This window comes from Arthrobacter sp. B0490, assembly GCF_002929355.1.
Classification (GTDB): Bacteria; Actinomycetota; Actinomycetes; order Actinomycetales; family Micrococcaceae; genus Arthrobacter_D.
Map to the genome: position 1 here is coordinate 20,282 of NZ_PJIR01000022.1, position 13,621 is coordinate 33,902.

The window sequence follows — 13,621 nt, forward strand, 5'->3', positions numbered from 1 at the left end:
CCCCCGGGCAGCGGACACCAAGGAGAACACATGGCCATCGCATCGTCGCGGTCCGGGACCGGACCCGCGCAACCCCGCAAGAGGGTCGACAAGACCCACTTCCTCTACATCGCGGTCATCGTCGCCGTCGTCCTCGGCGCGATCCTCGGCCTCGCCGCCCCCGAGTTCGCCAAGGCGCTCAAGCCGATCGGGACCGGGTTCATCAACCTCATCAAGATGATGATCGCCCCGATCATCTTCTGCACCATCGTGCTGGGCGTCGGATCCATCGCGAAGGCGGCGACGGTGGGCAAGGTCGGCGGCCTCGCCCTCGGCTACTTCATGGTCATGTCGACCTTCGCGCTCGCCATCGGCCTCGTCGTCGGCAACCTCATCAACCCGGGCGAGGGCCTGGACATCTCGTCGTCGACGTACGAGCTCCCCGCCACCGCCGAGGGCGCACCCGAGGGCACCGTCGGTTTCCTGCTGAGCATCATCCCGACCACGCTGCTGTCGGCCCTGACGGGTCCCAGCATCCTGCAGACCCTGTTCGTCGCACTGCTCGTCGGCTTCGCGCTGCAGAAGATGGGCTCCGCCGGCACGCCGATCCTCCGCGGCATCGGCCACATCCAGGCCCTCGTGTTCCGCATCCTCATCATGATCATGTGGCTGGCACCGATCGGTGCCTTCGGTGCCATCGCCGCCGTGGTCGGGGAGACGGGCGTGCAGGCGATCATCAGCATGGCGACCCTCATGATCGCCTTCTACATCACCTGCGCCCTGTTCATCGTCGTCATCCTGGGCGGGCTCCTGAAGATCGTGACCGGCGTCAACATCTTCAAGCTGATGAAGTACCTGGGCCGGGAGTACCTGCTGATCTTCAGCACCTCCTCCTCCGAGGCGGCACTGCCCCGCCTGATCGCGAAGATGGAGCACGTCGGTGTCTCCAAGCCCGTCGTCGGCATCACCGTCCCCACGGGATACTCCTTCAACCTCGACGGCACGGCGATCTACCTCACCATGGCGGCCCTCTTCGTCGCCGAGGCGCTCGGCAAGCCGCTGGCCCTGGGCGAGCAGATCTCCCTGCTGATCTTCATGATCATCGCCTCGAAGGGTGCCGCAGGCGTCACGGGTGCCGGCCTGGCGACCCTCGCCGGCGGCCTCCAGTCGCACCGCCCCGACCTGGTGGACGGTGTCGGCCTGATCGTCGGCATCGACCGCTTCATGTCCGAGGCGCGTGCGCTGACGAACTTCACCGGAAACGCCGTGGCCACGGTGCTCATCGGCACCTGGACCAAGGAGATCGACCGGGCCCGCGTGGACGAGGTCCTCGAGGGACGCCTTCCCTTCGACGAGGCCACGATGGCCACGGATCACCGCTTCGAGAACGACGACGTCGAGGCCGGCGCCGAGGCGAGGACAGACGCGGCGGTACGCGGCACCAGCGCCCACTGACGCTCGGGCACCGAGCACTTCGAGCCGACGACGACGGCGGCGACCCGGTACACGCCGGGTCGCCGCCGTCGTCCGTTCCCGGCCCCGCCGCCCCCGGATGGACCGATCGGGGCGAAGGTTCTACCTCAGGTTGAGGATCAAGGCTCGGGACCGTCCGGCATCCGCCTTCGCGACCGTCGGCACCGGCGTTGTACCGTGGACTAGAAGAAAAGCCGCTCGGACACCGTTCAGCGACCGGCCGCACCGAATCTGATGGAAGCGTGGAGAAATACGTGAGTAGTGAACAGGGTTCCACAACTCTGCCCAGCGCAGTGGACGCGGGATTCGGCCCCACCGGCCGCCCTGTGACGGAGTTCCCTGAACCCCGGATCCTCGAGTCGCACGGCCCGGCGCGGGTGATCGCGATGGTCAACCAGAAGGGCGGGGTCGGGAAGACGACGTCGACCATCAACCTCGGGGCGGCGCTCGCCGAGGCCGGCCGCAAGGTGCTGCTCGTGGACTTCGATCCCCAGGGCGCGCTGTCCGCGGGCCTCGGCACCAATCCCCACGAGCTCGACGTGACGGTGTACAACGTGCTGATGGACCGCAAGGTGTCCATCCAGGACGCCATCCAGCACACCGCGATCGAGAACATCGACCTGCTGCCCGCCAACATCGACCTCTCCGCGGCCGAGGTGCAGCTGGTCAACGAGGTCGCACGCGAGCAGGTCCTCGACCGTGCGCTGCGCAAGGTCTCCGACGACTACGACGTCATCCTCATCGACTGCCAGCCGTCCCTCGGACTCCTCACGGTGAACGCCCTCACCGCCGCGCACGGCGTCATCATCCCGCTCATCTGCGAGTTCTTCGCGCTGCGCGCGGTGGCTCTGCTGGTCGAGACGATCGAGAAGGTCCAGGACCGCCTCAACCCGCGCCTGCAGATCGACGGCGTCCTGGCGACCATGTACGACGCGAGGACGCTGCACAGCCGCGAGGTGATCGCGCGCCTCGTCGAGGCCTTCGGGGACAAGGTCTTCGAGACCGTCATCAAGCGCACCATCAAGTTCGCGGACGCGACCGTGGCCGCCGAACCCATCACGTCCTACGCCGCGAACCACTCGGGCGCCGACGCCTACCGCAGTCTCGCGAGGGAGCTCATCAGCAGGGGCGGAGCGCCCTAGTGCCCGTTCCCTCCGGGTCCGCCCGGTACCCCTAGATGGCGGACCAGACGGTCTTCGAGGTGCAGCTGGCCAACTTCAGCGGACCCTTCGACCTGCTGCTGAACCTCATCTCGCGGCGCGAACTCGACATCACGGAGATCGCCCTGGCCCAGGTGACGGACGAGTTCATCGCGCACATCCGCCGTATCCAGGCCGCTGAAGGAGAATGGCGGCTCGACGAGGCGAGCGAATTCCTCGTCGTCGCCGCCACGCTCCTCGACCTGAAGGCGGCCCGGCTCCTCCCGGCCGGTGCCGTCGAGGACGAGGAGGACATCGCCCTCCTGGAAGCGCGCGACCTCCTCTTCGCCCGGCTCCTGCAGTACAGGGCCTTCAAGGAGATGGCACGCCGGCTCGCGACCCGGCTCGAGGAGGAGGACACCCGCTACGCGCGCGACGTGCCGCTCGAACCCGCCTTCACGAGCCTCTTGCCCGAGCTCGTCTGGAAGCATTCGCCCGCGGACCTCGCCGCGCTCGCAGCGAAGCTGCTCGCCCCGCGCCAGGAGCAGCCGGCCGAGGTGTCGATCGGTCACCTGCACGCGCCGCCCGTGAGCGTGCGCGACCAGGCGCTCGTGGTGCAGGACCTGCTACGGAGCAGGGGACCCCTCTCCTTCCGGCAGCTGACCGAGGACGCCGGATCGCGGATGGTGCTCGTCGTGCGGTTCCTCGCCCTGCTGGAGCTCTTCCGGGACGGCGCCGTCTCCTTCGACCAGCAGGCACCGCTGTCGGAGCTGCTGGTCAGCTGGAGCGCCGACGACGAGCGGTGGACGGCCGATCCGCCGAGGAACGACGTCGAGGGCACCGACCTCGTGCACAGCGGAGGAGCGCTCCATGGATGAGTCCGACGCGGAGCCGGTTGACGTGGCGCGAGCCGACGCGGAGACGGCCGACGCGGGGTCCGCCGACACAGGGTCCGCCGGGACGACGCAGGCCGATCCCCTCGAGGCGATGCCGGGAGGTCTCCGTGGTGCCGTCGAGGCCATCCTCATGGTCACCGACCGGCCCGTGACCGACGGACAGCTCGCGGCGGCACTCGACCGGCCCGTCGAACAGGTCCACGACGTCCTCGTGGGACTGCAGCGCGACTACGACGGCTATACTGGCTCAGGCGCCCAGAGCACCGAGCCCGCATCGCCACGCGGTTTCGAACTGCGGAACATCGCCGGCGGGTGGCGCATCTTCTCCCGGAAGCACTTCGCCTCCGTCGTCGCCGACTTCGTCCTGGACGGTCAGTCCGCCCGGCTGTCGCAGGCAGCACTCGAGACCCTGACGGTCATCGCGTACCGCCAGCCCGTGTCCCGTGCCCGGGTCTCCGCCATCCGGGGCGTCACCGTCGACTCCGTGGTCCGAACCCTGCTCCAGCGCGGCCTCGTTGTCGAGATGGAGACCGATCCGGAGACCGGAGCGGTCCTCTATGGGACCACCTCCCTCTTTCTGGAAAGATTGGGGTTGGGCAGCGTCGACGAACTGCCCCGGATCGCTCCCCACCTGCCAGGGCTCGAAAGCCTCGGGGAGTATGACGAAACGACGTACTGAGCACGACCTACACGAAGGACTTCTCCACATGACACAGCCGCCAGGATCCGGTTCCGGACGCAACACGCCGCGCCGCGGCGGGTCGACGGGCCGCCCATCCGACGCTGCCCGCGGCCGGGGGACCTCACCCCGCAGCGGTTCCGGGCAGGGCGGCGCCGGCCGTTCCGGTGAGGGCCGCCCGTTCTCCGACCGCGGTGAGCGCACCGGCGGCCGTTCCGGCGAGGGCCGCCCGTTCTCCGACCGCCGTGAGCGCACCGGCGGCCGTTCCGGCGAGGGCCGCCCGTTCTCCGACCGCGGTGAGCGCACCGGCGGCCGTTCCGGCGAGGGCCGCCCGTCCGCAGGAGGCGACCGTCGCGAGTCCGCCGAGGGCCGCGCCCGCGCAGCCGCAGGGCGCCCGTCCGCCGGTACGCCTGCAGGCCGGTTCGGTGCCAAGACCGGAGGACGCCCCGGCGGCAAGCCCGGGCGGCCCGGTGCAGCTCCGGGAGCGCGCTCCGGCGGCCAGGGCGGGACGCAGGGCGGAGGACGCCCGACCCCGCCGGGAGCCAAGGCCTTCGGACGCGAGCGCTTCGGTCAGAACCTCGGGCCGGTGCGTGCGCCCAAGCCCAAGCGTGCCAGTCGTCCCGCGGACGAGATCGACGTCCACAATCCGGAGGGCGTCCGCCTGCAGAAGATCATGGCCCTCGCAGGCGTGGCATCGCGCCGCGTGTGCGAGGAGATGATCCTCGACGGGCGGGTGGAGGTCGACGGGACCGTCGTGACGGAACTCGGCGTCCGCGTCGATCCCGCGCAGGCGGCCATCCACGTGGACGGCATCCGGCTCCAGCTCAACGAGCACCTGAAGTACTACGTGTTCAACAAGCCCCGCGGTGTCGTCTCCACCATGGAGGACCCCGAGGGACGCCGCTGCATCAGCGACTTCCTGAAGAACAAGGACAAGAGCGAGCGGCTCTTCCATGTGGGCCGCCTCGACGCCGAGACGGAGGGCCTGCTCCTGCTCACCAACGACGGAGAACTCACCAACCGGCTGACGCACCCGTCCTACGAGGTCCCCAAGACCTACCTCGTCCAGGTCCGCGGGCCCATGGCGCAGGGCATCGGTGCCCAGATGAAGGAGGGCATCGAGCTCGAGGACGGCCTCGCGCAGGTCGATTCCTTCAAGCTCGTCGATTCCACACCCGGTCACATCCTCGTCGAGGTCGTCCTGCACTCGGGCCGCAACCGCATCGTCCGCCGCCTGTTCGACGCCGTCGGCCACCCCGTCGAGCGCCTCGTGCGCACCCAGGTGGGTCCCATCCGGATCGGGGACCAGCGCCAGGGCAGCATCCGCGTGCTCGGGCGCCAGGAGGTCGGGCACCTGATGGCATCGGTGGGCCTCTAGCCGATGACCACACGCACGGAACAGGGCACGCACCTCACGGGCCCCGTCCTCATCATCGGGGCGGGCCTGCTGGGAGCGAGCATCGGGCTGGGCCTGCGGGCGCGGGGGATCGACGTCGTCCTGTCCGACAGTTCCCCCTCCACGGAGGCGGTCGCCCGTGACATCGGCGCCGGACGGCTCCACACCGACGCGCGGGCCGCGGGGGAGGAGCTGTCGCCGGAACTCGTGGTCGTCGCCACCCCTCCCGATGTCACAGCACGCGTGGTCGCCGAGGCCCTGCTGGCCCATCCCCGGGCGGTCGTCGTGGACATCTGCAGCGTGAAGGAGTCGATCCTGCACGAGCTCGTCGCGACTCCCGGCATGGCGGAGCACGCGCTCCGCTACGTGGGGACCCATCCGATGGCCGGCCGCGAGAAGTCAGGTCCCGTCGCGGCTCGCGCCGAGCTCTTCACCGGTGCTCCCTGGGTGCTCTGCGCCCACGCGGGCAGCGCCCCCGAGGCCGTCCGTCGCGCGGAATCGCTCGCCGTCGACCTCGGTGCCGTACCCGCGCGCATGACCGCCGAGGAACACGACGAGGCCGTCGCCCTGATCTCGCACCTGCCGCAGGTCGTGTCGTCGCTCGTCGCGAGCAGGCTGCAGGATTCGCCCCCGCGGGCCCTCTCGCTCGCCGGCAACGGGCTGCGGGACGTCACGCGTATCGCGGCGAGCGACCCGCGGCTCTGGGTCCAGATCCTCTCCGCCAATGCGGGCCGGCTCGTGGAGATCCTGTACGGGGTGCGGGACGATCTGAACCGGCTGATCGGCACCCTCGAGGACCCGACGGCCGGCGGCGCGCGGCTCGACATGGCGCAGCTGATGTCCGAGGGGAATGCGGGCCAGGCCCGCGTTCCCGGAAAGCACGGCACGCCGCCGAACTCCTTCGCGCGGCTGACGGTGCTCGTCGACGACGTGCCGGGGCAGATCGCGAAGCTCCTGACGGAGATCGGGCACACCGGTATCAACGTCGAGGATTTCAGGCTCGAACACTCACCGGGACGCGAGCTGGGCCTCGCCGAACTCTCGGTCCTGCCCGGCAGGCTGCAGGAATTGACGGAGTCCCTCACCCAGCGGGGCTGGAAGGTAGTGCAGTGACGCAGGCTTCAGCAGGGACCACGCAGCTCGCCGCGGAGACGGCGTCGCCGTCCCCCTACTCCGGGTTCCGCCTCGGCAAATCTCTCGTCGTGGCCATCGACGGCCCCTCCGGCTCCGGCAAATCGAGCGTGAGCAGGGAAGTCGCACGCCGCCTCCGTGCCGCCTACCTGGACACGGGGGCCATGTACCGGGCGGTCACGCTGCACTGCATCGCCACGGGGACCGATCTGCACGACGGTGCCGCGGTGGAGGCCGCGGCGCGCGACATCGAGCTCTTCATCAGCACGAGCCCCGACCGCGAATCGGTCACCATCGCCGGAGACGACGTCACGTCCGCCATCCGCGAGCCGGAGGTCTCCTCCGCGGTGAGCTCGGTCGCCACGACCATGGGTGCGCGCGCCGAACTGATCCGGCGCCAGCGTGCGCTGATCGCCGGCGCCGGCCACCGGATCGTCGCGGAGGGGCGCGACATCACCACCGTCGTCGCCCCCGACGCCGAGGTGCGCATCCTCCTCACGGCCAGCGAGGAGGCCCGGCTGCGACGCCGCGGCGACCAGCTCGGCGGTACCCAGTCCGACGCCCAGCTCCGGCGCCAGGTCACGGAGCGGGACGCCAAGGACTCCGCCGTCGTGAACTTCCAGCAGGCCGCCGACGGCGTCGTCACGCTCGACTCCTCGGACCTCGACTTCGAGCAGACCGTCTCGGCGGTCCTCGGCATCGTGCGCACCGTCGCGCACTAGCCGGACCAGCACTTCAACGACTCCGGGCCCAGCGCCCACCAGGACCGCCGTCGGGAGACGGCCCCAACCGAAGGACAGAACAATGAGCGAGAACCTTTCGCCGGATGCACCCGACACAGGAGCAGGGGAGGACTACGAGCCCACGGGCGAGGACCAGGTCAGCGCCCTGCTGGACACCCTCGACGACGCCGAGGCCGAGCAGCGTGCCGCCTCCCTGCGCGCCGGGCTCGAGGACTACGAGCTCGACGAGGAGGACGCCGCGCTCCTCGCCCAGCAGGACGAGGACTACGTCGACGAGGCGGAGGGACGCCTCAACCCCGTGCTCGCCATCGTCGGCCGCCCGAACGTCGGCAAGTCCACGCTGGTGAACAGGATCCTCGGACGCCGCGAGGCCGTCGTCGAGGACACGCCCGGAGTGACGCGTGACCGGGTGTCCTACCCGGCGACGTGGTCCGGCCGCAACTTCACGCTCGTGGACACCGGTGGCTGGGAGCAGGACGCCAAGGGCATCGCCGCGCGCGTCGCCGACCAGGCGGAGATCGCGGTCGACATGGCCGACGCGGTGCTGTTCGTCGTCGACGCGACCGTCGGCGCCACCGCCACCGACGAGGCCGTGGTGCGCATGCTGCGCCGCAAGAAGAGGCCGGTCATCCTCGTGGCCAACAAGGTGGACGACATCCAGAACGAGGCCGACGCGTCCGCGCTGTGGGGGCTCGGCTTCGGCCAGCCCTGGCCGGTGTCCGCCCTGCACGGGCGCGGCACCGCCGACATGCTGGACCAGGTCAACGAGATCCTCCCGGAGTTCTCCGAGCACGGCGGCATCGAGAGGTCCGGCGGCCCCCGGCGCGTCGCCCTGATCGGCCGCCCCAATGTGGGGAAGTCCTCCCTGCTCAACAAGCTCGCCGGCTCCGACCGCGTGGTCGTCGACCCGCTGGCCGGCACCACGCGGGACCCCGTGGACGAGATGATCGAGCTCGGCGGGCGCACCTGGCGCTTCGTCGACACGGCGGGCATCCGCCGCCGCGTGCACATGCAGCAGGGTGCCGACTTCTACGCGTCGCTGCGCACCCAGTCCGCGCTCGAGAAGGCCGAGGTCGCCGTCGTGCTCCTCGCCGTCGACGAGGTGCTGAGCGAGCAGGACATCCGTATCCTGAACCTCGCGATCGAGTCCGGCCGGGCGATCGTGCTGGCGTTCAACAAGTGGGACCTGCTCGACGACGAGCGGCGCCGCTACCTCGAGCGCGAGATCGAGCAGGACCTGGCGCACGTGGACTGGGCGCCGCGCGTGAACATCTCGGCGCTCACCGGGTGGCACAAGGACCGCCTGGTGCCCGCGCTCGACGTCGCACTCGAGTCCTGGGACCGGCGCATCCCCACGGGCCGCCTCAATGCGTTCCTCGGCGAGCTCGTGGCCGCGCACCCGCACCCCGTGCGCGGCGGCAAGCAGCCACGCATCCTCTTCGGCACGCAGGCCTCGAGCCGCCCGCCGCGGTTCGTCCTGTTCACCACCGGCTTCCTCGACCCCGGCTACCGTCGCTTCATCACGCGCCGCCTGCGGGAGACGTTCGGCTTCGAGGGCACACCCATCGAGGTCAGCATGCGCGTCCGCGAGAAGCGGAGCCGCAAGCGCTGACACCTCCGGCGGTGTGCGGATCCGCCCGGAGAATGCTGTATCGTTATCCGAGTGGTTTGGCCTGCCGAGCAGGTCGATCGGGATGTGGCGCAGCTTGGTAGCGCACTTGACTGGGGGTCAAGGGGTCGCAGGTTCAAATCCTGTCATCCCGACACTGCAGGGCCCGTTCCCACCGGCTTTCCGCCGGCGGGAGCGGGCTTTTCGCATTCCCGGGAGCGGTCGCTCGGCGGGGTCCAGGACGGGGTGAGAGGCGCGTCACGCGCCCTCCCGATATGCCTATACTCGACCAGTACCCGTACCGGACGGCCCTGGTGCCGCCGGCGACGACCGCGCGTTCGAAAGGCAACCATGAGCAATATTCCCGACGGCCTCTACTACACCGCGGAGCACGAGTGGGTCAGCGAGCTCGCCGTCGACGGGACGGTGCGCGTCGGCATCACCGACTTCGCCCAGGACGCCCTCGGCGACGTGGTCTACGTGCAGATGCCCGAGGAGGGCACGGACGTCACAGGCGCCGACGTGATCGGCGAGGTCGAATCCACCAAGAGCGTCAGCGACATCTACGCCCCGGTCACCGGCCAGGTCGTCGCGCGCAACGAGGCGCTCGACGACGATCCGTCGCTCATCAATTCCGACCCGTACGGCGAGGGCTGGCTCCTCGAGATCAAGGTGTCCGATCCGTCCGTCGTGCAGGGGCTCCTGAGTTCAGCCGACTACTCCCAGCAGGTAGGCTAGTCCTACCCTGCGAAGGCAGCGGGGATGGCACGGATCGCAGTCGTTCCGCCGTGCCACGCAGTAGGGGAGGAAAGTCCGATGGTGTCCAACGTGAATCCTGGCGTGAATGGAGAAGAGCCGCACATGACGTCTCCTGAGACAACGACGATCGGGATGCCGCCGCTGGCGGCCCTGAGCGACCTGGAGCGTCATCTGACGCGTGAGGAGCAGGCGTCCGTCGCCGCGCTGCCTGCCGGTTCGGCGCTGCTGATCGCCCACTCGGGACCGAACGCAGGGGCACGCTTCCTCCTCGACGAGGACATCACGAAGGCCGGACGCCACCCCAACGCGGACATCTTCCTGGACGACGTGACCGTGTCCCGCCAGCACGCGGAGTTCCGCCGGACGCCCCACGGGTTCATCGTGGTGGACACGCGCAGCCTCAACGGGACGTACGTCAACAACGACCGCGTGGACAGCGTCACGCTGCGCAACGGCAACGAGGTGCAGATCGGCAAGTTCCGCCTGACGTTCTACGCCGCCCGAACCGCGACCGGTCAGTCCACGCAGCCCACGGCAGCACAGGCCTAGTCCGCTCCATGCCTGCCTCCTCCTCCTCCGCCCGCCACCCGGCCGGCGCCGCTCCGGGAACCGCCGCCGGCGTCCTGAACATCGGCGAGGTCCTGCGCGAGCTGGCGGAGGAGTTCCCGCAGGTCACGGCGTCGAAGATCCGCTTCCTGGAGGAGAAGGGCCTGATCTCGCCGCAGCGGACGCGCGCCGGGTACCGCAAGTACGCGGCGCACGACGTCGAGCGCCTGCGGTTCGTCCTCGCCCTGCAGCGTGACCAGTACCTGCCGCTGAAGGTCATCAAGGACTACGTCGACGCGATCGACCGCGGTGAGCGCCCCGCCTCCCTCCCGGGCGGGATGACCCTCGCGCCCCGCGTCGTCTCCGACCAGCTCTCCCGGGAACTGAGCGCGCACGGCCGCCGGCTGACCGCCGAGACACTGGCCGCGGAGGCCGGGGCACCGCGCAGGCTCGTCGACGACCTCGTGAGCTTCGGGCTCATCACGGCCGTGGACAACCGGTTCGACGAGCATGCCCTGAAGATCACGAAGGCCTGCCTGCAGCTCGAGAGCCACGGCATCGAGCCACGTCACCTGCGGCCCTTCCGCGCTGCGGCGGACCGCGAGCTGGGACTCGTCGAGCGCGTCGTCGCTCCCGTGGCGTCCCGCAAGGACGTCGCATCGAAGGCGCGGGCCGCGGAGACCGCCCGCGAGATCAGTGAGCTGTGCCTGGGCCTGCACAGCGCGCTGGTCCACAGCCACATAGCCCGCATGGACAGTTAGGCGGGTTCCCGTGATCGAAGTAGAAGTGGTGGGCGTCAGGATCGAACTGCCGTCCAACCAGCCGCTGGTCCTCCTGCGGGAGGCCACGGGGGAGCGGCACCTGCCCATCTGGATCGGGGCTCCCGAGGCCAGCGCCATCGCCTTCGTGCAGCAGGGCATCGTCCCCCCACGCCCCATGACGCACGACCTCCTGGTCGACGTCGTGGCAGCGGCCGGGAAGCGGATCACCGAGGTGCGCATCACGTCCGTGGAGGACACCGTCTACCACGCCCAACTCGTGTTCAGCGACGGAGTGACGGTGAGTTCGCGCGCCTCTGACGCTTTGGCCGTCGCGCTGCGCGTGCCGTGCCCCATCTACTGCGCGGACGAGGTCCTGGCGGTCGCGGGCGTGGAGATCGCGGATGCGGACGCCGAGGACACGGAGGAGGGCGACACGGAGGAGACGGCCGAGAAGGAGGTCCTGCAGTTCCGGGAGTTCCTAGCCGATGTCGAGCCGGAGGACTTCGAGCGCTGAGTCCCGGCCGTCAGGGCTGCGAGCGGTGGGCAGGACGTCGGTTCCGGCACCTCCGTGGCGAGCCGCCGACGACACGCCGACCCTTGCAGGGCAGCCTCTTTGACCTCGACCCTCCCGCGATCTAACGTCGAAGAATACAGTTCCCGTTGCGTGCGTGGGGGGCTCGGGGCACACTTGAGTGCACATCCTGAGGTTCAGCCCCGTCGAGCAAACTCCCCGGGAACCCTACGAGGAGGCAGCACGTGAGTCCGAAGGGTGACGCCGGCAAGGCAACCAGCCCGGCAGGCGCTGGTATCCCAGCAAGCGCCCAGGGCTTACTGTTCACCGAAGACCTCCCCGTCCTCGACGAGGACGCCGGCTACCGCGGCCCCACGGCCTGCAAGGCCGCCGGCATCACCTACCGTCAGCTCGACTACTGGGCCCGTACCGGGCTCGTCGAGCCCGCTGTCCGCGGCGCCTCCGGCTCCGGCACGCACCGCCTGTACGGGTTCCGGGACATCCTCGTCCTCAAGGTCGTCAAGCGGCTCCTGGACACGGGGGTCTCGCTCCAGCAGATCCGCACCGCCGTCGAGCACCTGCGCGAGCGGGGCGTCGAGGACCTGGCCCAGATCACCCTCATGAGTGACGGCGCCAGTGTCTACGAGTGCACCTCGGCCGACGAGGTCATCGACCTCGTCCAGGGCGGGCAGGGCGTGTTCGGCATCGCCGTCGGCCGGGTCTGGCGCGAGGTCGAGGGGAGCCTCGCCGCCCTGCCGAGCGAGCACGCGACCGACCAGGACTTCCCCGGCGACGAGCTCGGCAAGCGCCGCGCCACCCGCAAGATCAGCTAGTCCGCCAGGGGCCCGGCCCTCCCGCCTGCGTCGGTCCCGTTCACCGCCTGGCGCTGCGGTCCCGCATCCTGTTCGAATCCGTCACACTCGTGAGCAGTTCGTCGAAGTACGCCGCGGACTGCCGCGCGGAGGCGCCGGGCCAGTGGTGCACGGAATGGGCCGCGCCCTGGATCTGCTGCCAGTCCGCCTGGTCGGGGATGGCGGGGCTCAGCAGGAGGTCGCCGAACATCTGCCGCATCTCCCGGAGACGGAACGAATGCTCGACGGACGCCGGGCGCACGCGGTTCGCCACGATGCCGGCGGTCTGCAGGTCCGGTGCGAACTCCTGACGGAACAGGTCGAGCGCACGCATGGTCCGCTCCGTGCCGGCCACCGAGAACAGCGCCGGCTCGGCGACGAGCAGGACCCTGTTGCTCGCGGTCCATGCGATGCGGGTGAGTCCGTTGAGCGACGGCGGGCAGTCGATCAGGACGAGGCTGTAGCCCTCCACGCGGGAGAGCAGCCTGGACAGCCGCCGCTGGTCACGGCGCCCCAGGTCGGGCCTGTCGTAGATACCGGAATAGGCCGATCCCATGGCGACGTCGAGCGTGGAGGCCCCGCCGCGGGAGTGCCCCGCGGCCGTAGCCATCCAGCCGCTCGGTACGACGTTGGCGGCGAGATCGCCGCGCCTGGCATCCTTCAGGAGGCGCCCGACGTCGGTCTGCCCGGAAGGACGGACCCCCAGCCCCGTCGTCGCATCGGCATGGGGGTCGAGGTCGACGACGAGCGTGCGGATGCCCGCTGCGAGTGCGGCCGAGGCCAGCCCCAGGGTGACCGACGTCTTGCCCACGCCGCCTTTGAGACTGCTGATGCTCACTACCTGCACGTGTTGAACCTCTACCTAACGCTGGCTGCCGCCGGGGCATGCGGCTGTCCGATGAATCCCCGACCAATCATAGGGTGACGTCACCGACGCGCGACGGCGGGCCGCTCCGAGGCCATGGCTCCCCGGATGCCCTGATCCTGGACATGCCATGGACGAAAACCGACCGCCGGGTAGGATCAGTCCAGCGTTAGGGACCCGACCGGCAAGGATGCAGGAGTACATAGTGTTCTCGAAGATTCTGGTGGCCAATCGTGGAGAGATCGCGATCCGGGCTTTTCGTGCCGGGTACGAGGTGGGCGCG

At 69.9% G+C, this 13,621-nt stretch carries 14 protein-coding genes and 1 tRNA gene; 14 read left to right on the forward strand and 1 reads right to left on the reverse strand.

All coding sequences use genetic code 11. The features are described 5' to 3' along the window. Positions 1 to 30 precede the first annotated feature (30 nt). The 14 genes from CXQ97_RS17775 to CXQ97_RS17840 all read left to right on the forward strand — a co-directional run bounded on the left by CXQ97_RS17775 (position 31) and on the right by CXQ97_RS17840 (position 12,455). Entirely contained in the window at positions 31 to 1,434 is a 1,404-nt protein-coding gene (locus CXQ97_RS17775; RefSeq protein ID WP_104182221.1) for a cation:dicarboxylase symporter family transporter, read from the forward strand. A gap of 272 nt (positions 1,435 to 1,706) precedes the next feature. Further along, positions 1,707 to 2,594, forward strand: coding sequence for a ParA family protein (locus CXQ97_RS17780; protein ID WP_104182236.1), 888 nt, complete (start codon positions 1,707 to 1,709; stop codon positions 2,592 to 2,594). A 35-nt stretch (positions 2,595 to 2,629) separates the two neighbouring features. Continuing rightward, positions 2,630 to 3,469 carry a ScpA family protein gene (locus CXQ97_RS17785; RefSeq protein WP_104182222.1) on the forward strand — a complete coding sequence of 280 codons (840 nt, stop codon included), beginning with the start codon at positions 2,630 to 2,632 and terminating at the stop codon, positions 3,467 to 3,469. A gap of 109 nt (positions 3,470 to 3,578) precedes the next feature. Then, positions 3,579 to 4,166, forward strand: coding sequence for an SMC-Scp complex subunit ScpB (locus tag CXQ97_RS17790; RefSeq protein ID WP_258062743.1), 588 nt, complete (start codon positions 3,579 to 3,581; stop codon positions 4,164 to 4,166). A 28-nt stretch (positions 4,167 to 4,194) separates the two neighbouring features. After that, positions 4,195 to 5,544 (forward strand): pseudouridine synthase, encoded by a 1,350-nt coding sequence (locus CXQ97_RS17795; RefSeq protein WP_104182224.1) that lies wholly within the window; start codon positions 4,195 to 4,197, stop codon positions 5,542 to 5,544. Positions 5,545 to 5,547: 3 nt separating this feature from the next. Then, positions 5,548 to 6,675 carry a prephenate dehydrogenase gene (locus tag CXQ97_RS17800; protein ID WP_104182225.1) on the forward strand — a complete coding sequence of 376 codons (1,128 nt, stop codon included), beginning with the start codon at positions 5,548 to 5,550 and terminating at the stop codon, positions 6,673 to 6,675. Between the two features lie 89 nt (positions 6,676 to 6,764). Then, entirely contained in the window at positions 6,765 to 7,415 is a 651-nt protein-coding gene (gene cmk, locus CXQ97_RS17805; RefSeq protein ID WP_258062744.1) for a (d)CMP kinase, read from the forward strand. A gap of 82 nt (positions 7,416 to 7,497) precedes the next feature. Continuing rightward, positions 7,498 to 9,048 (forward strand): ribosome biogenesis GTPase Der, encoded by a 1,551-nt coding sequence (gene der, locus CXQ97_RS17810; protein ID WP_104182227.1) that lies wholly within the window; start codon positions 7,498 to 7,500, stop codon positions 9,046 to 9,048. A gap of 78 nt (positions 9,049 to 9,126) precedes the next feature. Continuing rightward, positions 9,127 to 9,200, forward strand: a tRNA-Pro gene (locus CXQ97_RS17815). A gap of 196 nt (positions 9,201 to 9,396) precedes the next feature. Continuing rightward, the gene (gene gcvH / locus CXQ97_RS17820; RefSeq protein WP_104182228.1) at positions 9,397 to 9,783 is read left to right on the forward strand and encodes a glycine cleavage system protein GcvH; all 387 of its coding nucleotides are present in this window, start codon (positions 9,397 to 9,399) and stop codon (positions 9,781 to 9,783) included. A 153-nt stretch (positions 9,784 to 9,936) separates the two neighbouring features. Continuing rightward, positions 9,937 to 10,353 carry an FHA domain-containing protein gene (locus CXQ97_RS17825; protein ID WP_306740237.1) on the forward strand — a complete coding sequence of 139 codons (417 nt, stop codon included), beginning with the start codon at positions 9,937 to 9,939 and terminating at the stop codon, positions 10,351 to 10,353. A gap of 8 nt (positions 10,354 to 10,361) precedes the next feature. Further along, entirely contained in the window at positions 10,362 to 11,111 is a 750-nt protein-coding gene (locus CXQ97_RS17830) for a MerR family transcriptional regulator (protein ID WP_104182230.1), read from the forward strand. 10 nt (positions 11,112 to 11,121) lie between these two features. Beyond that, a complete protein-coding gene (locus tag CXQ97_RS17835; protein WP_104182231.1) occupies positions 11,122 to 11,625 on the forward strand; it encodes a bifunctional nuclease family protein in 504 nt (167 codons plus the stop codon). A 242-nt stretch (positions 11,626 to 11,867) separates the two neighbouring features. Then, positions 11,868 to 12,455 carry a MerR family transcriptional regulator gene (locus tag CXQ97_RS17840; protein ID WP_104182232.1) on the forward strand — a complete coding sequence of 196 codons (588 nt, stop codon included), beginning with the start codon at positions 11,868 to 11,870 and terminating at the stop codon, positions 12,453 to 12,455. A gap of 40 nt (positions 12,456 to 12,495) precedes the next feature. Here the strand turns inward: CXQ97_RS17840 and CXQ97_RS17845 are convergent, their stop codons facing one another. Then, positions 12,496 to 13,320 (reverse strand): ParA family protein, encoded by an 825-nt coding sequence (locus CXQ97_RS17845; RefSeq protein ID WP_104182233.1) that lies wholly within the window; start codon positions 13,318 to 13,320, stop codon positions 12,496 to 12,498. Positions 13,321 to 13,621: the final 301 nt, after the last annotated feature.